The sequence below is a fragment of the Methanobacteriaceae archaeon genome, from assembly GCA_013403005.1.
In the GTDB taxonomy this organism is placed as follows: Archaea; Methanobacteriota; Methanobacteria; order Methanobacteriales; family Methanobacteriaceae; genus Methanobacterium.
Window position 1 is genome coordinate 39,141 of the sequence record JACBOA010000017.1, and the last position, 22,804, is coordinate 61,944.

The window sequence follows — 22,804 nt, forward strand, 5'->3', positions numbered from 1 at the left end:
TACGTGAAATTTTATATAATGGAAACAAACACTTGAAAAAGGCTTAGGGATTGATATGAAGCTTATAAGATTTAAAAAGGATGATGAGAATAAAAACGGAGTGCTTATCAACGGAGGATTGGTGGAAATACACCATTCCCTACTTGAAGCTGCCCAGTCACCCTTTGATGATCTTGAAAGGAAAGATTTCTACTCTCTGGATGAAATTAAGATTCTCCCCCCAGTTCAACCCAGTAAAGTGGTCTGTGTGGGTTTGAATTATCGTGACCATGCTGAAGAGTTGAACATGCCACTTCCTGATGAACCTATCCTGTTTTTAAAGCCTCCTACCACGGTAATTGGCCATGAAGAAAGTATTATATATCCCCCTCAATCCCATCATGTGGATTATGAGGCTGAGCTGGCTATAGTTATTGGTAGCCAGGCCCACTTTATCAGTGAAGGTGATGCCCTTGATTATGTGGCTGGTTATACTGTCCTCAATGATGTTACTGCCCGGGATTTACAGGAAAAGGATGGTCAGTGGACGCGTGCTAAGAGTTTCGATACCTTCTGCCCTCTTGGGCCCTGGATAGAAACCGAACTTGACCCTTCCAATCAAAGGATATGTATGAAGGTTAATGAGGAAGTTAAACAGGATTCTAACACCAAAAATATGATATTCCCTCCAGAAGAACTGGTGAGCTTCATATCACAAATTATGACCCTTAAGCCAGGTGATGTGATTGCCACTGGCACTCCCCCTGGTGTGGGACCCCTTCAAGTGGGAGATGTGACTGAGGTGTGTGTAGAAGGTATTGGAATTCTGAAGAATAAAGTGATTCAACCATAATGCCGGAAATTAATGCCGGAAATCCTCAGAGCAGTGTTAAAAACATGATTTAATTAATAAAATTATGCGTGCCACGCCCTCATTACGAAATCAGAACTTTTTTTAAGATATTCACCCTCAAAACCTTCTAATAGCATCCGATTTACACTTTTTCTTATTTTGAAACCTTCACCCATCAAAAAATCAACCAGATCACTGTAACGAGTGTTTACCTCAATTAAAACCTCTCCCTGCGGATTTATCTTGCGGAAAAAATGTAAACCTTCCCTTAGAATATCTTTCTGACATCTTGTGGGTTTTATTGCCCCCCATAAGTGGAGGAATACTACGCTGTAGTATGCCAAAAAACCCAGTGGTTCATCATCTTTACTGATAATAATTATATCCCCATCACCAGCGTTGATCAAGTCCAAATCATTCTTGTAGCTTATACCTTTAAGATCATTACCAGTCCAGAGTTCTATCTTATCTAAAATCAGTTTTTTTCTATCTTCTGGAAGATGAGAGTATAATTCTACATTGTATTCTATATGGTAGTTTATATCTTTACAACTGTTTTCATCACTAATATTTATTCTAGATTTTTTTGGTTGAATTTGGAACTTTTCGGGGACTTCCAGTATCAGAGAAGGAAATGCTGAATGAAATCCCATTTTATGGTACAGTCCTAAATTGTTCCCAGCTTCAGGACGCACCTCCAAGCCGATAACCTTACAATGACTCTTCAAGTAATCTAAACTCTTCTGAATGAGTTTCTGACCCCAACCTTTCCCATGAAGAGATGGCTGAATACCCACAGGACCCAGATAACCCTCATCACCCATGGTTTTGTTAAAAGAATAACCCACCACTTCTTTTCCATCTAGGAGTACGAAACAACCTTCAGGGTCTCCTTCTCGGAGTCCTTTGAGATTTTGCACTGTACGTGGTTCATCTCTTTGGAAGGCACTCTGGTCTATTTCCAGAATTTTTTCCAAGTGGCTGTCATTCATAAGTTTAATTATCATATTATGACACTTAAAATTAAATTTCAATTTACTGGCTTCTTAACATCACAAGAACACGCCTCAAAAATAAGAGGTAATTGTTCTTTGCAAACACCACAATCAGGGTCTTTCCTGCATATATTTCTTTCCGCTTCCCCACCCAACCTATATAAGGCAAAATCAAATTTTCGTGGTTCTTCAGGAAAAGTTCGGATAATGCTGTCTTAATGTCACTATTTTTCGATAAAAACCCGAAACGATTTGATAAACGCTGCACATGAGTGTCAACAGGAGTGAATTCCCATAAATCGAATTCCCAATGTTCAACCTGATGTACAGGACTACTGAGCTCAGAAAAAAACCACACCACTGCCTTCGGTGGATTTCCATACCATTTTATATCTTCAAATTTTTTTAATAAATATTTTGTAGCCTGATGTTGCCATTGATCACTTGTATTCTCGTGTTTTTTAATTGCGGCATTTACGACATCATTAAGATTACCTTCTTTCTTTCCATATGGATCTTGAATCAATAAACGTTTAGCGGTTTCTGCGATAATTTTAGCAATTTTATAATGAGCTCTGTGCCATTTTATTTCTTTAATGAGAATTACGACAGGACATTCATCAAACTGTGCGATATTACAACAATTTTCCTTATTCTCAAAAGTTCCTGATTTAAAAGTCACAGGACATTCATTACTAAAATTTTTATAACAATTTAACCCTTTTAAACCTTTTAAACCTTTTAATAATCTCTCAAGTTGCTTAAGCATACTATTTTCAGGAATGATCTCCCAATGATCTCCTACAATTTTTGATTTTATTCCAAGAGAATCGATATTACATCTAACAAAGAATTTCCAGATTTCATCTGCATCATCCAAATTATTGGGATCTATCCTGTTTCCACGAATAAAATCCTTTGAATCTGGTGGATCTTTTTCAACAAGTTCTCTGACTAATATTTGAGCAAATTCTTCATTATTAATATTATTTCCCCCTCATGATATAATTATTCAATGTAAAGTGCCGGTTTGTAGGGCAATGCATTTCTGGCCTTGTTTTTAGGATCATAGGTTGGTTCCTGGTACACTATAACCTCTGCACCTGATTCCTGGGCAATGAAGTCCACTGCATCATCCAGAAGGTGTTTTTCATCCACATATCCCACGTAGTTTAAACGAGTCATTTCACGAGCTATTTTCTGAGCAAACCCTGCAAGTTCCTTCTTATCATCATGGATGTTGGCCTTAATAGCCCTCCCCATAATTTGACCGATATCTGGCTTTCCTACCTGGTGGGCAATATCAAAGACCTCCCACTTCCATTTTGGAGCGAGATAGACATGTATTTTTTCTGGCTGGCTCTGAGTTATCTTTTTAATCTCCCGGATGTCATCTACCAGTCCCTGGATGATCTCCTCACCCTTGTGCACTTTTTCATCAATTAAATTTTCATCGACTTCTGGCCATGGTGCTTCTGATACAAATCCCTGACCTCCGTGTCTTTCCCACAGTTCCTCACAGGCATGGGGAGTGAAAGGTGCCATTAAACGTATCCATATTCCCAGGATGTAAGCTAAGACATCAATTATTTCTTCCCGACTGTTTTCTTCCTTGATTTCATGATCCACCCTGTGCAGGTAGTGATCTATATCCTTTTTGAACAGGAATAAAGCTTCCTGGAGTGCTTTTCTGGTCTGGAACCCTTCCAGTGCCTGAGTGGCATCACGAACTCGCTGGTTAACCTGGCTGATTATCCAGGCATTTATGGATTTATCAACCTCTGGTGCTTCCGTGTAATCGCTGAGCCGAATTTGGGATCCGTGTAGTTCATCCACCATTTCAGCGAATCCCATGAACCATTCTAAGCGTTTTTTAGTTCCGGTTACCTCTTTTTCCCTCCAGTCAAAGTCCTGCCATGGTTCTGCTGAGGACATGAGGAATAATCGTACTACATCGGCTCCATGGATTCTAATGGCATCCTCCAGGAGAACGATGTTTCCCTTGGAAGATGACATTTTATGTCCTTCCATGAGTCCCATTCCAAAGACCACCACCCCCTGGGGCCATTTCTCCTCTGGGAATATGGCAGAGTGATGGAAGAGGTGGAATGATAGATGGTTTCCCACCAGATCCTTGGCCGATAACCTCCAGTCTAAGGGGTACCAGTAGTTGAATTCTTCTTTTATAACCTGAGGAATATCTTTATCAGTTTCTTTACCCAGGAATATGTGGTCAAAGAATTCTTCATCCATCTTTTCAGGATCCATTTTCTTTAGATGGGGTGCTATGGTGTAATAGCTCATGTAAATAGTGGAGTCACTTAATGGTTCAATTAACCATTGAGGGTCCCATGGTAAAGGCGTTCCTAATCCTATTCTTCGGGCACAGGCCCAGTCATGGAGCCAGTTGAGGTAGTATTCAAAGTTGGACCTTATTTCTCCTGGTACGGTGTTCATACTTTCCAGGCAGTTAAGGGTGGTCTGGGTCCATTCCTCATCAGAGTATTTGAGGAACCATTGATTTTCCAGGATCTTAACCACACATTCAGTACCACAGCGACATTTCACAGGTTTTTCTGCAAATTCATGCATTAATTCTCCTTTTTTAACTTCAATGAGGTGTTCTTTTATGGCATCTCTGGCCTGGGGTACCTTGAACCCGGCATAATCGGTTAAATGCTCTTTCATAACTCCCTTAGCATGTTCCAGTTTGTACATTTCATTGGTGGCTTCCTTGAGTTTAGGGTCATTCTGATTTTTAACACCCATCTGCTCTATCATTTCCACTGCAGGGTGTTCTCCGAATCCTTTAAGACTTATTAATCCTATGGGCTCGATTTTTTCCACTTCGTCCTTTATATCATATTTCTCCAGAGTATCAGTGTCGTTTTTAAGGTCCGCCAGGGCGATGTAATCTGCAGGGGCGTGTGCTGGTACTGAGTACACCACCCCAGTAGCGTAATCAGGATCTACGAATGATGCTGGTAAAATAATATGTTCTTCCCCAGTTACCGGGTTCTTCACATATTGCCCTATTAATCCAGGAGCATCTATTTCCCCCACCAGTTCCAGGTTGTTCTTCTGATTTAGAAGATTATGATAAGCTTTCTGGCTGATTATCCATTCCTCATCACCCTTTTTCACCTTTACATAGGCTTCATCCGGATTTAACCAGATGTTAGTGGCTCCAAATAGTGTTTCGGGTCTGAAAGTGGCGGCTACCAAGTATGTTCCGTTTATTGAGAATTTTACCAGGGTTAATTCGTTTATGGCTACTCCTTCTCCTTCCAGGAGGTCATGGTCCCCTACCGGGTTCTGACATTCTGGACAATATTTAACTGGATGAGCTCCTCTGCGCACCAGCCCCTTTTCACTGAGTTTTGCAAACTGCCAGGTGATAAATTTCTGGTAAGAAGGATCTATAGTGGTGAATTCCCGTCTCCAATCTATAGAATAACCCAAATTAGTCATTACCTTATGATATTCTTCACTGAAGTATTTTACAATGTAGTGAGGGTCTGTGAATTTTTTAAGTTCATCTTCAGGTACCTTGTGAACATTCTGATAGATGTCCAGAGTCCAGGGGTCCTTTCGGGAAATGCGTTTGGCAATTCCTATTACCGGGGCACCGGTAACGTGCCATCCCATGGGGAATAATACATTATAACCTTGCATTCGTTTGAAACGAGCATATACATCAGGGACAGTGTAAGTACGGCCGTGACCCACGTGCATGGCCCCGCTGGGGTACGGGTAGGCTACTGTCAAAAATAGTTTCTTGCGATGATCAGGGTTTGATTGGAATAATTTTGCCTCATGCCATTTTTTCTGCCATTTATCCTCTATTTCATTGTAAATCACTAAAATCACCGTGTAAATGAAGTATTATTTAAAATTGAATAATTTTTTTAATTTTTATTAGCTCTTTTCTACAATTGTCTATTCATAATCCTGATTTTATGGAAAATATTAATCATTCCACTGCCTTATCCAGCCAATCAAGGTAATCTTGTGATCCTTTTTTGATCTGGATTTCCAGTGCACATGGTGTTTGGTAGCTGTGAATTTCTAGAACCCTATCTATCACTTTATCCACTAAATATGAGCGGGTTTTTAAAAGAAGGATAGATTCAACATCCTCTTCCAGATCACCCTCCCACCAGTAAATTGATTCCATTTCTGGAATTATATTAGCACATGCTACAATTTTCTCTTCTAAAAGGGTTTTCGCGATTTTTTTGGATTCTTCCACTCCAGAAGTGGTTATATAAATTATGGAATACATTTATCTCCCAAGTTTTCTTTGATTTAATTTAATAGGCTATTTCCTCTAATATTACAAATCCTATCTGACTATGGATGGTGTTGGCGGCATTTGCAGCTTGTGTTCAGCTGCCAACATCATTAACTTAACCTTTACCACTTCATCCAAAGGTATTTTTAGTTTTAGGGCGACTTCATCCTCTTTCAACCTGCATTCAGTCATGAGGTAAAGGATCTTATCCAGGAGTTGGTATTTGATTCCCAGTTCTTCTTCATCGGTCTGGCCAGGCCATAAACCTGCAGTAGGATCTTTTTCTATTATATTCTGATTTAACCCCAGGTGGTGGGCTAAGTTGCGAACATCAGTTTTATATAATCCCCCTATTGGGAGGATGTCCACCCCGCCATCACCATATTTGGTAAAGTAACCCACTAAAAGTTCTGTTCGGTTTCCAGTTCCCACAACTAAACGATTCATGGCATTAGCATGATAATAAAGAATTACCATCCTGATTCTAGCCTTAAGATTAGCTTCTGCCATTTTATTATTTTCATTGAGGGGTGAGCCACGGCAAACTTCAGTTAATGGTTCAATGAGCGGATCAATGTGGATAATTTTGTGTTTTATACCGATTTCTTCTGCCAGGTTAATGGCATCTTCCACATCTTCTTTACTGGTGGTCTGGCTGGGCATTACCAGTCCCAGAATCTTACGAGGATTTACCACCCCTGAACATAGTTGAGCTGTGGTGGATGAATCCAATCCCCCACTAAGCCCGATTACCAATCCTTTGGCGTTTGATTCTATTAATGAGCTTTCGATGAAACCGGATATCTCCCTTGACACCCGATCCAAATCCAACACTGGTAAGATTCCATTATCATTCCCCATACCATTCACCATACAGATTTTACTTTTAAATACCTGACTCAAAACAGATCGATAGATATAAAGGACTTCAGAAATTTATTCATTCTTTTCATTATATTTAAACATTTGAGAGTCTTTTAATCATGTTTTAAATCATTGATCATAGCTGCGAAATGTTAATCCATATCTAATTATAGGGCCTTTATTTAATATGGATTTGCACAATTTTTATATGGTCATGGGAATTAATAAGATAGTCCAGTAGAAACTATTTATCAAGTAAAGATTGAGGCTTATTTTAGGCTTATAAAATCTTATAAGAATTAATGGAGGCAGAAAAAATGGCATTTAAAGACCTTTTCAAGTTTAAAAAAGGAAAAACAACTTTTGTATTTATAGGGGGGAAAGGCGGGGTTGGTAAAACCACTGTATCAGCAGCAACTGCATTGTGGCTTGCTAATGAGGGTAAAAAAACCCTGGTTATATCCACAGATCCGGCCCACTCCCTATCTGACTCTTTAGAGAAAAAACTGGGACATGACCCCACACCTATCGGTGAAAACCTGTGGGCTGCTGAAATCGACCCGGAAGTGGCTATGAAGGATTATCAGGCAAAAATGAAGGAACAACAGGCATTAAATCCTGGTATGGACATGGGTATGATGGAGGATCAGATGGAAATGGCCACCATGGCTCCTGGAATTGACGAAGCTGCAGCTTTTGACAAGTTCCTCCAGTACATGACCACTGATGAGTATGATGTGGTGGTTTTTGACACTGCACCCACCGGTCACACCCTTAGACTCCTCTCCTTCCCGGAAATGATGGATAGCTGGGTAGGGAAGATGATCAAAATCCGGAGACAGATCGGAAGCATGGCCAAAGCCTTCAAGAACATCATGCCCTTTATGGGTGATGAAGAAGAAGAGGACCGTGCCCTGGAGGATATGGAAGCCACCAAGAAACAGATTAAAATCGCCAGAGAAGTGATGGCTGACTCGGAAAGAACATCCTTTAAAATGGTGGTTATCCCGGAGGAAATGTCCATATATGAATCTGAAAGAGCCATGCAAGCCCTGGAAAAGAATAACATGCACACTGATGGAGTTATTGTTAACCAGATCCAGCCTGAAGAAGCTGACTGTGACTTCTGCCGTGCCCGACGCCAGATACAGCAGAAACGACTGGAAAGCATCCGGCAAAAATTCGGTAACCAATTAATAGCCGAGATTCCACTCTTCCGAGAGGAAGTTAAAGGAACTGAAAAACTGCGAGAAGTTGGTAAGATTTTATACGGGGAAGGAGAAGCAGAGGCTTCCTAAATTAATTTTATAAATAATTTTTTTTATTTTTCAATTCTCTTACCATTAACCAGAACATGGTTCCTTTGCATTAACTATAACTCTTTGAATAGGGGGAATTAATTCAAATAAATGATAATACATCATTTTATCACCAATGACTTTAAAGTATTGTTAATAAACCCTTCCAGTGCTTATCATAACCATCCCAGTCCGTTTATAGTATTTAACCTGACTGATCATGTGGGAGTATGAATAGACTTGAAAGTACCAAGTCAGCATAGTCTACTTCCCTGCCCTGGAAGATGATTTTGAATATTAACTCGTATGCTCCACTAATTCCGTCCTTGAGATATGGTCTAATCCGTTCTGTGTTGGATAAGAAAAGATAAGAAAACAAATTCAAAGTTATCTTCCATAATACAGGCAATATCAGTGATTAAAGTTCTAAAAAAAACCTCATGATTCCGAGATGCATCGGATGGAAGCTCTGCAGCCACATATCTTTCATTGAGTATTACTTCTAGATTTATTGAAAAATTAAAGATCCAATTCTAATAAATCGCATTTTTTACTTCTAAAAAACATATTATCGCTGATTTATCGAGACATTGCTGGATACAAGAAGTATCACCCGTTTTTAGATAATTTTGCCATGCATTTTCACTCATCTGGTTACATGAGTACTGTGAAAAACTGGCACTCCCATTTTTTATGGTGATGTGTGGCTGTAGTGTAATGGCCTGGATTTCACATTTAGTATGCTCATATCCTGAGTGACCACCGCCGGAGTGGGGTGGGCATGCACCGTCTGCGAGATAATGGGTGGCAACACCGAAGCAGTAGCTGGCCTGTTTATAATCTCCCTTAAGATAATAATTATGGCCTTTTTCAAGCCATTGGTTGGCTTTTTCTTGACTGAAAGGATAATGGTGGTTCTGGAAGTCAAAGAATTTGTAATCAGGATCGTCTGCCCCATTAAGCATTTCTGAAAGGTCCAGTTTCGTCTGAGCATCATAGGGGAGGGAATAATACACTTCTTCAGCAATAGCATAATGGTTAGGGGCAGCCCAGGCTGAAACTGGTTGGAGAATTGACAATAAAGCAGTGCACAGGATCAATCCCGATATCAGTCCTTTTTTCATATTTCCCCATTTAAATTGATTCTAAGCGGATTATTCCTCGAAAAAATAATTTTCAAATAACAAATTTAAATAAGTGTGTGCTCAGTACTCATATTTAAACCTATCCCTAGAGGTTTATATGTAACTCTATCAAATAGAATATGTACTAAAAAACACCAATGAGCTACGAAAAAGGACTTATTAGAATAAAATTTAATAAAATTGAAGGATTAACTATAATTACTCTTTTAGGGAGATCTTATGGATAATAAATCCTGCCCTATTGATTTCAGTCAGGTTCCATCCTGGAAAATGTATTTAAGATCCTTTCTCAGGATAGTCATCCTGATTAACGGAGTTTACCAGCTTCTCTTTGGGGAGGTTTTCTTTGGATTTTTAGCTCTTTTAGGTCTTAGTATTCTTCTTGCTCCACGATTTTTTACAAAAAACAGAGTATGTGTTGTTCCCGTGGATATAGAGATACTATTTTTGATTGTGGTCTTTTTTGAACTGATTGTGGCTGATGCTTACAGTTTCTATAGCCGGGTGCCCTACTATGACAAATTCATGCATCTTCTGATCTCTTTCGTTGTTGGTCTGGTGGGTATGATGATTATTTACACCTTCTATGCTCTGGGAAAACTTCAGGCCAGTAAAGGGGTTATGTTTAGCCTGATAGTTTTAATAACCATGGGATTGGGAGCAGGTCTAGAGATGGGTGAATATTTCTATGATCAAATACTCTACCCCTTTATAGGTACTTATCTTCCCACCGGCCTCACCCAGGGATCCATGGTCTCCCCACCCCTGGCTGACACCATGGAAGACTTGTTTATAGACACCCTGGGAGGAATTCTAGGAGCTGCCATTGGAATTTTTCTAATAGAAAGAGAAGAGAAAAAAGGGAGAGAACTAGAAGTTATAGACGAATTAGAGGCCCTTGCCTCCGGAAGGGATAATGAGAATGAAGATAAAAAGGATGAATAGTGTTTTTTTATAAATCTATGGTGAAATATGAACTACCAAAGAATCATCAGAATTTTAGTGGCTTTTCTGGTGTTTTTAGGAATAGTTTTAATTTTTAACTTGTTTGCTGATTTTATCGGTGAAAAATCACCAACAGGACCTGTTAAAATTTTCTCATGGCTTTGCGGTTCCATTATTGCCTTTAAGATTTTTGAGACAATGAATAAGGATGATGAAGAAAAATCGGGTGAATAGTTAAAAAAAAGAATTACCTCTATTGAAAAACACATAATCAGTTATCAAATTCGAGATAAAATCTAATATATCACAATATCAGTTTATAAAAAGGTTATACATTACGTTATAATGATGGACAGAGAATCTGATCTATGGAACCGACAGACAATAAGGATTTTTTTAGATTTTTTTAATAACCTCAATCCCTTGAAAAACTTATCCCCATATAACAGTTTATCTGCCCAAATGGTTAATATAATTTCATCTAAATCTGTTGATAAAAAATTAGGGACCATCTCAGAAAAATTTTTTTGGAATACAGTAAATCTTATTATGGTAGATCTTATGATAGACAATCTGTATTTTATCCGAGGTTGATTTTATGTTAATAAAGTCTTTAAAAAAATGCGAATACTTCCAGGTGCTGGATGAAACTGTTCTTTGCGAGCTTCTGCATCCTAAAAATGAGAACATTGAAATGGGTTGCAGTATTGCCCATGCAATCATGGCCCCGGGCAAAGTTTCTCTACCACATAAATTGAAAAAATCCGTGGAAATCTACTACCTCCTGGAGGGTTGTGGGAAGATGCACATTGATGATGAAACAGCAGATGTGAAATCTGGTGATGCTATCTACATCCCTCCGGGTTCTGTGCAGTGGATAGAAAACACTGGTAGTTCTCCCTTAAAATTTTTATGTGTGGTAACTCCTCCCTGGCAAAAAGAAGATGAGGTGTTAGTTTAATATCACTGAATGTGGTGAATTTATAGATATCTATCTATGCAACACTGCATCTTCGAAATGAAAATCAATTTGAATCTGGAAAAATGTGCCTATTGAAGACTATACATTATTAATGTGATGTTATGTAATGTATTTATTATGTAATGTTTTGTGATGGCATTATAAACTAATAAATGACCATTACACACAGGTAACTGAACTTAGTATCTGCAGCTTCCCTTAGATTACCTTTAAAAATCCTCTCATCTGGATAGCTGAGTCTTTCACAGATTGAAACTTTCCTTTCTGGATTAACCCCTTTTTCCAGGAGGAACTGGGCCAGTTTCTCCACTCGAAAGTCTGGTAAAACAATGGTTGGCTTTTTATTATCCAACAGGCTTAATATTATATCTGAATTCCCCTTCCCATGGAGAGTTAGCAGGTTGGCCTCATCCCAGGGTATTTGAAGCCTGGCTGCTGCCAGCTGCAGGGAGCTGATCCCGGGAATCACTTCCATATCCAGATCATCTCTAAGTTTTAGGATTGGTTTTAAGACTCCAGAAAATCCAGGGTCTCCAGTGGAGAGAATAGCCACATTTTTACCTTCATCCACCAGTGAAACCGATTTTTTCATCATTTCATCCATGTTCCGCGCCCTGAGCACCAGAGTTTCACCATGAAATTCAGGGAATAGATCAAGTGCCCTTTGACTTCCCACCAGAACATCTGCAGATTCTGAAACATTTAAGGCTGTTTTGGTCAGGTATTCAGCTGAACCCGGACCAATTCCTACTAAATAAAGTTTAGACATTTTATTATCCCTCTTACACGAAATCAAATATATTTTGAATAATATTCCATTTAACAAAATTATTAGTGAATTTTAGGGTACTAAAAACTTTTTAGGGTACTTATACAAATATACGATGGAAAATAAATTTATGATACATTATACATTAACTAACCCCATACATGCTCTCAAACATATTTAGACCATAAAAATCTATAGATTATATTAATGTATTTATTAACCGAATTGCTTTTGTGGGAGGATAATGATTTGGAGAAAGAATCAGAAAACCGTCTGAATCAAACTAAAAATGAAATTAGTCAGTTTGATGACATGAAAAATGAAGTTTTACCTCCTCAATTACCAGAAATTTATTCTAATCCCATTAATGAAGAATTGAAAGAGCGAGCCAGCCAGATTCTGGACGAGATTATGGTTAAAGAGAAAGTAGTCCTGAAAATGGTGAAACCATCAGACAGGTGTAAAGGATTTCCAATTGAAACCACACCCCTTGTAAGAAGAATTTTTGAAATGGTTCCTGGAGCTTTCACCTGGGCATTTATTTTCACCCCACTCCTGGCAGCAATGTTTAATTTTTCAGAAATTCTGGTACTTTACATAACAATACTTGCATTCTACTGGATTTACCGAGCTTTTCGTTTTGTTTACGGCCTTTATCTAGGTGTTAAAAGAACTGAAAGAGATTTGAAAGTTGATTGGATTGGTAAAGTACAAGAAGAATACCCCCGAGAATACGAGGCACTGAAATACGTCCTAATCTACCCTATATACAGGGAAGGCTTGGAAACCATTGAACCATCTGTAGCAGGTTGGGCTAATTCTGATGTGGACACCAAGAAAATATCCCTGGTAGTGGCTATAGAAGAAAAATATGCACAAAAGTGTATTGAAAATTTTGAATACATCAAAGAAAAATATGGGCACCGATTTAGGGAGATAGTCTATTACATTCACCCTGCTGACATCAAAGGAGAAGTTAAGGGAGTTAAAGGACCCAATATTAATTGGGCTACGCGTCACTTCGTTAAAAAAGTGGAGGACAGAGGGGAAGACATCAAGGATTACCTTTTATTCACCTTTGACTGTGACCAGATACCCCATAGAAAATACATTTCAGCCATAACCTACAAATTCTTAAGCTCTGAAAACCGTTTCCATCACTTTTACTGCAGTGCAGTGCACACCTTTAACAACAATCTATGGAGAGTTCCTGCTTTGGTAAGGGTTTTCTCAGAATCTTTAACTCTGGTTGTTCTTCACAGCTGGACTGTTACCAAAAAATCAAGGGACACCTGGTCTTCCTATGCAGTCAGCCTTAAAACGGTTAAAGATGTGAATTACTGGTGCCCTGATATTGAAAACGACGACACAGCATTTTACTGGAATGCTTTGGTTCGTTTCCATGGTGATTTTTCAGGGGAAGAAGTGTACATACCCACCTACAATGATGCCGTGGAAAATGAGACTTATGTGAACACCCATCACTCGCTCTACAGACAACAACACCGCTGGGGATGGGGGATAATCACCTTCCCCATTACTATAGCCGGACTTTGCTACAACCGGGAGATTAAATTTAGCAAACGTTTAAATGTGATCTGGACTCTTCTGGACAATCAACTTCTTTTCACCACTGCAGTGTATCTCATAACCTTTGGAATTCCCCTTTTGAACATATTCAACATGGGATTCTCAGACAACCCTATCAATTACAAGATCCCCTCCATAATCGGGTGGGTGCTACTGGGAGCCTTCTTCCTAAACGTTCCTATTGTTATTCTTCGCAGGAAAATAATGCCAGTTCCGGATGGCTGGGATTGGAAGCGAAATGTGTGGGACTTCCTTGAAACCGGAGCTGTGACTATTAATATGCTAACATTTGGATTTATACCCTATATCCAAGCCCAAACTGAACTTTTATTAGGTAAAAGGCCTGGAGACAAACTTAACATCACTGAAAAAGTGATAATGAATGGTAAAAAACCTCCTTTGCCCCATACTGGTTCAATCCATAAATCTGAAAAAATCGCAATACGCCCCAGTAACCAATCCAAGTAACCTAAAAATACCATAAAATGTAACTAACGAGCTATTCTAGTTTATTTAGCTCATTTATTATTCTTTATAAAAATATTTGTTAAATAATTAGATGTTAAATAATTTGATTCATTTGAATTATATTAGGAAAAAGTGATAAATATGCTCCAAATTGCTGTTACCGGGAAACCTAATGTGGGAAAGTCGTCATTTTTCAATGCAGCCACCCTATCAGAGGCAGAAGTGGCTGGTTACCCCTTTACCACCATTGATGTTAATAAAGCTGTTGCCCATGTGGTTAAACCCTGCCCCTGCCAGGAATTAGAGGTGGAATGCAACCCTAGAAACTCTCAGTGCGTTAATGGGAAAAGGTTGATCCCTGTGGAACTTTTAGATGTTGCAGGGCTGGTTCCCGGAGCACATGAGGGACGCGGGCTGGGTAACAAGTTCCTGGATGATCTGCGCCAGGCCAGGGCATTTATTCATGTGATTGATGCCTCAGGGTCCACTGATGATGAGGGAAGGCCCTGTGAACCCGGAACTCATGATCCCCTGGAAGATGTGGAGTTTTTGGAGCATGAAATAACCATGTGGCTTTTTGGAATTCTCCATAAAAACTGGAACAAGCTGGTGCGCAAGGCACTTTCTGAGAAACTGGACATTGCCCGGGTAATAGCAGAACAGCTCAGCGGTGCGGGAATCACGGTAGAGGATGTTATTGAAGCTAAAAAAGCTGTTAACAAAGAATATAAGGACTGGGAAGATGAAGATCTCATCCTTCTTCTGGATCATCTACTTAAAATTGCCAAGCCCATGCTAATTGTGGCTAATAAGGCAGATCTTCCCCATGCAGAGAAGAACATCCAGAGACTTCAGGAGAAATATGATAATGTAGTGCCAGCATCGGCTGAATCTGAACTGGCATTAAGTAGAGCTGCCAAGGCCGGGTTGATCAAATACACTTCAGGGGAATCTGATTTTGAAATCCTGGAGAAAGATAAATTAAGCCCCCCACAGGTGAAAGCCCTGGAATACATACGGGAAAATGTGCTGCAGAAATATGGTAGTACCGGAGTGCAGGAAGCACTGAACCAAGCCATTTTCAGTCTGCTGGATATGATTGTGGTTTTCCCAGTGGAAGATGAGCACAAGCTATCTGATCAGAAGGGTAACGTGCTCCCTGATGCATTACTAATCCCTAAGGGATCCAAACCAAGGGATATGGCCTTTATCATCCATACCGATATTGGTGAGGGTTTCATGCACGCGGTGGATGCCCGAAGCTGTCGAAGAGTGGCCAGTGACCATGAACTTGAGGATGGGGATGTGATTAGTATTATCTGTCGTTAGAGAACGTTATATTCTTTTCAGAAATAAAAAAAAAATAGATGTTTTTATTCTTTCTAAAAAGCCCCTCCACCCCCACCCATATCTCCTCCACCTATGTCACCTACCCCACCGAAATCATCACCGGATCCATCATATCCTCCTGATGCTGTACTGATACCATTATCAAGTGTGGAAGATAGGAGTGCGTAACCCCCGTAATAGTGGAATAAATAGGTGTCACTGGTTTTCAGTTGTTCTTGTGGTAAGTGTAGTTCCATTGCTTTTTTAACTGCATCAGCAGCACCCAGGGCTGTTGCGTAGACCAGAAATTTGTTCCAGATTGTCACTGATTCTGGAGGGTATTCTTTAATTAGGCTGAAATCTTTGATGTATTTTTTAAAATTATGCCATTTAGCATTGTACTCTTCGCCATAAGTAGTCCATTGCCCCCCAATTTTTTGGGGTAGGATGAGGGAGATCACAGATGATACTCCCAGTACTATCGCAGCTATTTGAGTAAAACGTGCTGCAGGTAGAGGACTACTGGTTCCATAAAATAAAACCAATAAGGCCACAACTATGCCTGCTCCCCCAAAGATCTTCAAGTAATTGTCACCTTTTTTGTTGAAAAATTTCTCCATCTGATCATCAGTGAGAAATTGACGTTTTAAATGGTCTTTCCATGCATCATAGGTGTTTTTGAAAGATTTAGCACTTTCTTTGTTAGATAAATCAGATGAAATCCTCTCCAGGGATATGACACCCTGTTCTTCATAGCGCCCTAAGAACCTTATGACGTTCATTTCGAATTTTTGGAGGGATTTTTGGTCTTTTTTTCGGTTTATTTTAAGATATGTGGAGTTGCTCAAGCCGTGACCCTCCTTAGTGGATGGTTTTTTATCTATTAAGATGTATTTTCTGTGGATTAGATCCATTATGGTTGCTTTAAACCCATCCATGTCTGGTTCACCGATTTTCTTAGAAAATCCAGGTCCGCAGATAGCATTCACCAAGGCAGGAGGATCATCAGTTGGAATATCACGTTCATATTCTGCTCTGTAATCTATTTTGGGCTCTCTTCCATAGAGGAAGTATATGATAAAAGGAATAAGAACTGCTAAAAGCAATAAAGTTCCCAATATATAATAAAGAGCAGAGTAAAAGTTCAATGTGTTCTGATAATCGTTTTGTTTTCTTTCTATCTCACTTAAAGCATCCTGGTTTAAGATTAATCCACCAGTGGGGTTGGCTGCAAATTGGCTTCTGGGAATGACCATTCGCAGTTCAAAAAACTGGCCGGAAGGGATGTTTTCACCTACTATTTGTAGTGTATTTCCCTGCCACAGAGAACTTTTAGCATAATAAGGTGGATTCAGCCAGTATTTAACTCCCTCACTTGATGGTACATGGACATTGGCATTTACCTGGCCAATTGGCACGTCCCATTCTTGACCCACCAGCTTGTACTGTAACTCTGTTATGTCATTGTAGAACCGCGAAACATAGAGAAGATCATATTCCAGGGTAACATCCACCTCCTGATTGGAGATGGGAGTGGTTTTGGCAGCATCAGAATACAGATATACATTTATTCTTTGATTACTACCATGATCTATTACTTCTTGAATTGAATACGCCCCCGGTGTGGAAACCTTCACATTCTGAAGTATTTGGCCACTTTTTAAGGGTATATCCCTGTATATTCCATTATAGGTCCCTGTAAATGAGTAATGTATGGTTTCTTTAACATGAATACTGCCATCACTCTGCAGGAACAGATCCATGTTGATGGAAGGAATTGAATAACTCCTGTCAGCAGCAAAGGCAGTTCCTGCGCTGGAAAGTATTAGAAATGATAATAAGACTGCTAAAATGAAAAGATACCTTTTGGCAGTAATTAATCCATTTTTATCCATGTTTTACCCCTGAAAATTTCTAAAACTCAACTTTAGGGACTTCCCTTTTTGATTCTTCCATTTCAAAGTATTCTGCTTCCTGAAATTTGAATATGGATGCAATGATGTTACTGGGAACCATCTGACATTTGTTGTTGTACATTAACACCGTATCATTATAGAACTGTCTGGAATAGGCTATTTTGTTTTCTGTCTCCTCTAACTGACCCTGTAATTCTAGAAAGTTTTGATTAGCTTTCAAATCAGGGTAGTTCTCTGCCACGGCAAAAAGGCTTTTTAAAGTGTCGGTTAAGATGTTATTAGCCTCTGCAGTTTCCCGGACAGTTTTAGCATTCATAAGCCCGGCTCTTGCTTCAGTAACCTTTTCAAAAACTGTTTTCTCGTGTTTTGCATACCCCTTTACTGTTTCCACCAAATTTGGGATCAGGTCGGCCCTCCGGTTCAATTGAACATCAATCTGCGACCATGCATTCTTAACCCTGTTTCTGGATTGAACCAGGCTGTTGTAGAGGTATATGAAACCTCCCACTACTAAAATCAGTATAAGCAAGATGATTAATTCCAACCACATTTTTCCCACCACATTAATTATATCTATTTATGCTTATTTTTTCCTTTGCAATCCTCTTTAATATATTATTCTAACCCCTGAGAATCAGCAAATAATCTTCATTCTTTGAATGCATATTTCACTAATTCAATTAATAGCCCTTTCCATCCATAAAAACTCATAAATATCAAGAATCTAAGTTATACCCTGGTTAAAATCTGTGCTTAGTTAATGAATTAGCTCATAAAGTAACTGGTACAAGATGGACCTATTACGATGCAAATGGTACATTTAATCGGATTTAAATATTTTCAGGGACAATTAATAATCAGGAATTAAAACTTTATAAAAAGAAGAAATAATTATATTCACCATTTATGAAAAACTAAGATAATAATCATATTTAATGCCAGTAGGATGGATTGAAGTGAAAACCATAGTTGCATGGATTATACTGGGATTAGCCATAGTTTCATTTGTGACTGTGGCTTTAATACCTTTAAATCTATTACATCCACCCCTAAACCCTTTAGATAATTCAAACACCTTAATATCAGATAATCAGGATATTTCATCTTCCCCACATCCCTACCAGCCACAATTGCTTATTGCTGCTCTTAAAAGCTTTTACCAGCCTCAAAGTCAGGAAGATCAACCAGTCAACCCATCAGATGAGGATAAAATAACTAAATTGGTCCGCCTCTTTAACTCTTACTTTGAAGAAACCTTCCGAACCAGTGGCATTCCCGGAGCTGCTGTGGTAATTGTGTATAATGATCAGATCATTTACATGAAGCCCTTGGGAGTGAAAAAGATAGGTGAACCGGATCCTATCGACATAGACACCCTATTCCAGATCGGCTCCTGCACCAAAGCCTTCACTGCCACAGCCATAGCTTCCCTGGTGGATAAGGGAATTATGACTTGGGATGACACTGCAAGAGGATACTATCCTGATCACTCCTATTTTGATCTTTACGATCCACAAGTGGCAGATGAAATCACCATAAGAGACCTGCTCTCCCACCGTAGTGGATTACCACAACACGCAGGTACTTTTCATGTTCTTGATTTCTGGTATGATTTTGATGAAACCCTTTACCGGCTGCGTTTTCTAAAACCTGAAAGTGAATTTAGAACCAAATATGCCTACCAGAATATTTTATTAGCTCTGGCTGGTTACGCATCAGGGGATGCGACAGGGATGAGCTGGGATGATGTGATGAAACAGGAAATATTCCTGCCTCTGGAGATGTTCACCAGTACCACCAACCTCCAAGGATACCTCAACAGTCCCAACCATGCCAGCGGCCACCGGATAATAAATGGACAGACCCACTATGTGGATCCCATTAATCTGGATCCCATGGGTCCGGCTGGAACTATCAGTGCCTCCATAAAAGAGCTTGCTAACTGGCTGCGTTTCCAACTTAATATGGGTAAGTTCAATGGCCAGCAAATAGTATCCAGTCAATCCCTGGCAGAAACCCACCAACCACACATTCTAATTAAAGAGTATCCCCAATTCAATTTAAGTTATGGTTTGGGCTGGTTAGTTTACACTGGTAGCTATAACGCGGTTGAACACACTGGTTCCACCCGAACTTTCAACAGCAACACTTACGTTCTTAATTCAGAGAATCTGGGAATGATCGTTATTACCAATGAAGGAACCAGCGGGAATTATTATGGTGAATTACTGTTTAACGCCCTGTATTCACTATATAAAAAAGGTGTTCTTCCAGCCAGTGCCACAGTTTCTGATTATGTTCCCCCTCAAGAGGATGATATTCAATCCCTGCTTGAAAACAATAAATTACCAGTTATTTTAACCTTTGACCCCCTCCCTTACCCTATTGACAACTATGCAGGGAACTATTATTCAGATTACTGGGGAAATATAAAAGTTGAAAAGAAAAATGACAGCAGCCTGTTATTGTTTCCTGGGAAAAATCCAAACCCCATAACCCTAAACCACTACAGTTCCAACACATTCAATGAAAGTGACTATGAAACTGAAGTAACATTCAGTGATTTCACATCTGGTCAACCACAACAGGTTTTCATCCAAAGATGGGCACTATTTGGAGAAAATGGTACATTCATAAGAGTTTAAAGATTCATCTTAAATAAAAATCATTGCACATTTAATTAATTTGAAAACAGTGAGAGGTAAGTTTCAAGTGTAAAAATGAACATTAACGAACTTCCACCCGAACTGGTTTATGACCAATTAGACTCTTCAGAAAAAGGTTTGACCACTGAACAAGCCAAAATACGACTAGAAAAATATGGGCCTAACCAGATTGAGGAAGTTAAGAAAAAACCAGTTATTCTAAAATTTTTTGCCAACCTCTATCAACTCCTAGCCCTGCTTCTATGGGCAGCCAGCATTCTGGCCTTTTTAAGTGGAACACCCCAGCTAGGTTTTGCAATAATTGCAGTTATCATAATTAATGCGATTTTCAGTTTCTGGCAGGAGTACAAGGCAGAGAAGGCACTGGCCGCCCTTAAGAAAATACTACCCTCCCAGGCTAAAACCATCCGCGATGGAGAGGAAAGGATCATTTTATCTGCTGAACTGGTGCCTGGTGATGTTCTCATCCTAGAAGAGGGGGATAATATCTCTGCAGATGCTCGTCTGGTGGAAGCCAGTGGAATGAAGGTGGACAGTTCAACCCTGACTGGTGAATCCAAACCAGTTCGTAAAGTAGCTCATGCCAAGGAATCTACTGGGGATAGCCTCATAGGGACACCTAATATTGTTTTTGCAGGCACCAGTGTGGCTGCGGGTTCTGGTAAAGCAGTGATATTTGCCACTGGACGGGATACAGAGTTCAACCAGATTGCCAGTTTAACCCAGGAAATCAGTGAGGAAGCCAGCCCACTGCAAAAGGAACTTTCCAGGGTGACCCGTATCATAGCAGTAATCGCGGTGCTTCTGGGTCTGGTCCTTTTCATGGTGAACCTGTGGGTGGTTCAACTTCCCCTGCAGTTGGCTTTCATATTCGCCATTGGCCTCACTGTGGCCAATGTACCAGAAGGACTCCTACCCACTGTAACCCTGGCGTTGGCTGCATCTGTGCAGAAGATGGCCAGTAAAAATGCCCTTATAAAACGTTTGTCCAGTGTAGAGACTCTGGGGTCCACCAATATTATCTGCACTGACAAGACCGGGACTCTGACCAAGAATGAGATGACAGTGCGCAAGGTTTGGTTACCCTGTGAAATAATTGATGTAACCGGAGCAGGTTACTCACCAGAAGGGGAATTTTTACATAAAGGAAACCCTATTGACCATAGAGAAATCAGGGAACTGAAACTACTGATGCGCTCAGCCACTTTCTGCAATGACTCCCAACTCATAGAACCAACAAAGGAAGGAGATAAATGGAGGATCATTGGAGACCCTACAGAAGCAGCACTTTTGGTTGCAGCAAAAAAGATTGGATTTGACTGGGAGCAGCAATTGAGGAAGAAACCTCGAATCAAAGAATTGCCATTCGATTCCCAGAGAAAATCAATGAGCAGCATACATCAGGATAATGATAAACAGGTAGCCTATGTTAAAGGAGCCCCTAAAAAGATCATTGGATTATCCAACACCATATCCATCGACGGAGAAGTTAAAAACTTCCCTGATGAGGCTAAGGAAAGAATAATAGCTAAACATGATGAACTGGCTGCTTCAGGTTTGCGTATTCTGGCCATGGCTTACCGTGACCTCCCTGCTGACTATGATAACTACAGTGCAGATGCCGTGGAGCAGGAACTAACCTTTCTGGGAATGGTGGCCATGCAGGATCCTCCTCGCCCTGAGGTTAAACCGGCAGTGGAGGATTGCCACCGGGCCGGGATCCGTATTATAATGATCACCGGAGATTATGGCCTCACAGCCCATGCAATTGCCCGGGAAGTGGGCATAGTTAGTGATGACCCCTGCAGAATCATCAAAGGGAAAGAACTTAACCAGATGACTGATGAAGAGGTTAAAAATATCCTAGTTTCAGGTGAAAATGTTATATTTGCCCGTGCCGTACCTGAGCATAAGATGCGTGTTGCTGGTATACTGGAGAGTATGGATGAAATTGTGGCCATGACTGGAGATGGGGTGAACGATGCCCCTGCCCTTAGAAAGGCAGATATTGGCGTGGCTATGGGCATTACTGGTACTGATGTTGCTAAAGAAGCCGCTGATATGATCCTCACAGATGATAACTTTGCCACAATTGTGGAAGCTATTAAAGAGGGCCGTACAATTTATGAAAATATTCGTAAGTTCATCACCTACATTTTCTCCCATGAAACTGCGGAGATCGTGCCCTTTGTTATGATGGTCCTGTTCCGGATACCCTTACCCATCACAGTGATGCAGATCCTGGCCATTGACCTGGGAACAGATACTGTACCTGCCCTGGCACTGGGAGTGGGTCCTTCTGAGTCTGATGTGATGGACCGGCCCCCCAGAGATCGCAGGGAACGTCTTTTGAATTTTGGAGTTATATTCAGGGGCTATATTTACCTGGGAATAATTGAAGCTGCCCTGGTAATGTCCGGATTCTTCTGGATACTGTTTACCAGTGGCTGGACCTTAGGCCAGGAGCTCTCATTCACTGATCCAGTTTACCTGAAGGCCACCAGCATGGTCTTCGCCGGAATAGTCCTAGCCCAGATGGGAAACCTACTGGGATGCCAGACCAGCCGCACCTCAGTATTTAAAGTGGGATTGTTTAAAAATAAGTGGATATTAAGAGGAATAGCATTTTCCATCATCATCCTCCTGGCCATTATATATCTTCCACCTTTGCAGGGGATTTTCGGAACCACCGCCCTAGGATTAAATGAATA

19 protein-coding genes are annotated in these 22,804 nt (G+C 40.1%); 9 read left to right on the plus strand and 10 right to left on the minus strand.

The annotated features are described in order from the left end of the window. Window positions 1-55: 55 nt before the first annotated feature. Window positions 56-832, plus strand: a complete 777-nt coding sequence (locus HVN35_10395; GenBank protein ID NYB52951.1) for a fumarylacetoacetate hydrolase family protein — start codon at window positions 56-58, stop codon at window positions 830-832. Window positions 833-894: 62 nt separating this feature from the next. Here the strand turns inward: HVN35_10395 and HVN35_10400 are convergent, their stop codons facing one another. From HVN35_10400 to HVN35_10420, 5 genes are all read right to left on the minus strand, one after another. Next, complete coding sequence (locus tag HVN35_10400) at window positions 895-1,839, minus strand: GNAT family N-acetyltransferase (GenBank protein ID NYB52952.1); 945 nt, start codon at window positions 1,837-1,839, stop codon at window positions 895-897. Window positions 1,840-1,867: 28 nt separating this feature from the next. Then, window positions 1,868-2,707, minus strand: a complete 840-nt coding sequence (locus tag HVN35_10405) for a hypothetical protein (GenBank protein ID NYB52953.1) — start codon at window positions 2,705-2,707, stop codon at window positions 1,868-1,870. Window positions 2,708-2,835: 128 nt separating this feature from the next. Continuing rightward, window positions 2,836-5,685: a leucine--tRNA ligase gene (leuS, locus tag HVN35_10410; GenBank protein ID NYB52954.1), complete on the minus strand. Its 2,850-nt coding sequence runs from the start codon at window positions 5,683-5,685 to the stop codon at window positions 2,836-2,838. A 115-nt stretch (window positions 5,686-5,800) separates the two neighbouring features. Next, a complete protein-coding gene (locus tag HVN35_10415; GenBank protein NYB52955.1) occupies window positions 5,801-6,112 on the minus strand; it encodes a divalent-cation tolerance protein CutA in 312 nt (103 codons plus the stop codon). A 60-nt stretch (window positions 6,113-6,172) separates the two neighbouring features. Next, window positions 6,173-6,994: an NAD+ synthase gene (locus HVN35_10420; protein ID NYB52956.1), complete on the minus strand. Its 822-nt coding sequence runs from the start codon at window positions 6,992-6,994 to the stop codon at window positions 6,173-6,175. Between the two features lie 308 nt (window positions 6,995-7,302). On the opposite strand from HVN35_10420, the gene HVN35_10425 reads away from it, so the two are divergent. Then, a complete protein-coding gene (locus tag HVN35_10425) occupies window positions 7,303-8,283 on the plus strand; it encodes a TRC40/GET3/ArsA family transport-energizing ATPase (protein NYB52957.1) in 981 nt (326 codons plus the stop codon). A gap of 205 nt (window positions 8,284-8,488) precedes the next feature. On the opposite strand, the gene HVN35_10430 is transcribed toward HVN35_10425, so the two are convergent. Together HVN35_10430 and HVN35_10435 are read right to left on the minus strand one after the other, a co-directional pair. Further along, the gene (locus HVN35_10430) at window positions 8,489-8,662 is read right to left on the minus strand and encodes a hypothetical protein (protein NYB52958.1); all 174 of its coding nucleotides are present in this window, start codon (window positions 8,660-8,662) and stop codon (window positions 8,489-8,491) included. Window positions 8,663-8,816: 154 nt separating this feature from the next. After that, window positions 8,817-9,407 carry a zinc dependent phospholipase C family protein gene (locus HVN35_10435; protein ID NYB52959.1) on the minus strand — a complete coding sequence of 197 codons (591 nt, stop codon included), beginning with the start codon at window positions 9,405-9,407 and terminating at the stop codon, window positions 8,817-8,819. A 240-nt stretch (window positions 9,408-9,647) separates the two neighbouring features. On the opposite strand from HVN35_10435, the gene HVN35_10440 reads away from it, so the two are divergent. From HVN35_10440 to HVN35_10450, 3 genes are all read left to right on the plus strand, one after another. Continuing rightward, complete coding sequence (locus HVN35_10440) at window positions 9,648-10,373, plus strand: hypothetical protein (protein ID NYB52960.1); 726 nt, start codon at window positions 9,648-9,650, stop codon at window positions 10,371-10,373. Between the two features lie 27 nt (window positions 10,374-10,400). Continuing rightward, the gene (locus HVN35_10445; GenBank protein ID NYB52961.1) at window positions 10,401-10,607 is read left to right on the plus strand and encodes a hypothetical protein; all 207 of its coding nucleotides are present in this window, start codon (window positions 10,401-10,403) and stop codon (window positions 10,605-10,607) included. Window positions 10,608-10,971: 364 nt separating this feature from the next. Further along, on the plus strand, window positions 10,972-11,334 hold the full coding sequence (locus HVN35_10450; GenBank protein NYB52962.1) for a cupin domain-containing protein: 363 nt from the start codon (window positions 10,972-10,974) through the stop codon (window positions 11,332-11,334). Window positions 11,335-11,500: 166 nt separating this feature from the next. Here HVN35_10450 and cbiE read toward each other — a convergent pair whose 3' ends face one another. Next, on the minus strand, window positions 11,501-12,124 hold the full coding sequence (cbiE, locus tag HVN35_10455; protein ID NYB52963.1) for a precorrin-6y C5,15-methyltransferase (decarboxylating) subunit CbiE: 624 nt from the start codon (window positions 12,122-12,124) through the stop codon (window positions 11,501-11,503). A 249-nt stretch (window positions 12,125-12,373) separates the two neighbouring features. Here cbiE and HVN35_10460 point away from each other — a divergent pair, with 249 nt between their 5' ends. Together HVN35_10460 and HVN35_10465 are read left to right on the plus strand one after the other, a co-directional pair. After that, window positions 12,374-14,182: a glycosyltransferase family 2 protein gene (locus tag HVN35_10460; GenBank protein ID NYB52964.1), complete on the plus strand. Its 1,809-nt coding sequence runs from the start codon at window positions 12,374-12,376 to the stop codon at window positions 14,180-14,182. A gap of 141 nt (window positions 14,183-14,323) precedes the next feature. After that, entirely contained in the window at window positions 14,324-15,511 is a 1,188-nt protein-coding gene (locus HVN35_10465; GenBank protein ID NYB52965.1) for a redox-regulated ATPase YchF, read from the plus strand. Between the two features lie 53 nt (window positions 15,512-15,564). Here the strand turns inward: HVN35_10465 and HVN35_10470 are convergent, their stop codons facing one another. Together HVN35_10470 and HVN35_10475 are read right to left on the minus strand one after the other, a co-directional pair. After that, complete coding sequence (locus HVN35_10470) at window positions 15,565-17,406, minus strand: DUF2207 domain-containing protein (protein NYB52966.1); 1,842 nt, start codon at window positions 17,404-17,406, stop codon at window positions 15,565-15,567. A gap of 19 nt (window positions 17,407-17,425) precedes the next feature. Then, window positions 17,426-17,989, minus strand: coding sequence for a LemA family protein (locus tag HVN35_10475; GenBank protein NYB52967.1), 564 nt, complete (start codon window positions 17,987-17,989; stop codon window positions 17,426-17,428). Window positions 17,990-18,362: 373 nt separating this feature from the next. On the opposite strand from HVN35_10475, the gene HVN35_10480 reads away from it, so the two are divergent. Both HVN35_10480 and HVN35_10485 read left to right on the plus strand, forming a co-directional pair. Then, window positions 18,363-20,072: a serine hydrolase gene (locus HVN35_10480; GenBank protein NYB52968.1), complete on the plus strand. Its 1,710-nt coding sequence runs from the start codon at window positions 18,363-18,365 to the stop codon at window positions 20,070-20,072. Window positions 20,073-20,147: 75 nt separating this feature from the next. Further along, window positions 20,148-22,804 (plus strand): cation-transporting P-type ATPase (locus HVN35_10485; GenBank protein NYB52969.1); only part of this gene is annotated, 2,657 nt, incomplete at its 3' end.

Bases quoted from the DNA above. Each gene is read 5' to 3' on its own strand.
- HVN35_10440 (NYB52960.1), top strand. From the start codon at position 9,648: ATGGATAATAAATCCTGCCCTATTGATTTCAGTCAGGTTCCATCCTGG.
- HVN35_10445 (NYB52961.1), top strand. From the start codon at position 10,401: ATGAACTACCAAAGAATCATCAGAATTTTAGTGGCTTTTCTGGTGTTT.
- HVN35_10415 (NYB52955.1), bottom strand. From the start codon at position 6,112: ATGTATTCCATAATTTATATAACCACTTCTGGAGTGGAAGAATCCAAA.
- HVN35_10420 (NYB52956.1), bottom strand. From the start codon at position 6,994: ATGGTGAATGGTATGGGGAATGATAATGGAATCTTACCAGTGTTGGAT.
- HVN35_10435 (NYB52959.1), bottom strand. From the start codon at position 9,407: ATGAAAAAAGGACTGATATCGGGATTGATCCTGTGCACTGCTTTATTG.
- HVN35_10465 (NYB52965.1), top strand. From the start codon at position 14,324: ATGCTCCAAATTGCTGTTACCGGGAAACCTAATGTGGGAAAGTCGTCA.
- HVN35_10470 (NYB52966.1), bottom strand. From the start codon at position 17,406: ATGGATAAAAATGGATTAATTACTGCCAAAAGGTATCTTTTCATTTTA.
- HVN35_10480 (NYB52968.1), top strand. From the start codon at position 18,363: ATGCCAGTAGGATGGATTGAAGTGAAAACCATAGTTGCATGGATTATA.
- HVN35_10425 (NYB52957.1), top strand. From the start codon at position 7,303: ATGGCATTTAAAGACCTTTTCAAGTTTAAAAAAGGAAAAACAACTTTT.
- HVN35_10450 (NYB52962.1), top strand. From the start codon at position 10,972: ATGTTAATAAAGTCTTTAAAAAAATGCGAATACTTCCAGGTGCTGGAT.
- HVN35_10400 (NYB52952.1), bottom strand. From the start codon at position 1,839: ATGATAATTAAACTTATGAATGACAGCCACTTGGAAAAAATTCTGGAA.
- HVN35_10395 (NYB52951.1), top strand. From the start codon at position 56: ATGAAGCTTATAAGATTTAAAAAGGATGATGAGAATAAAAACGGAGTG.
- cbiE (NYB52963.1), bottom strand. From the start codon at position 12,124: ATGTCTAAACTTTATTTAGTAGGAATTGGTCCGGGTTCAGCTGAATAC.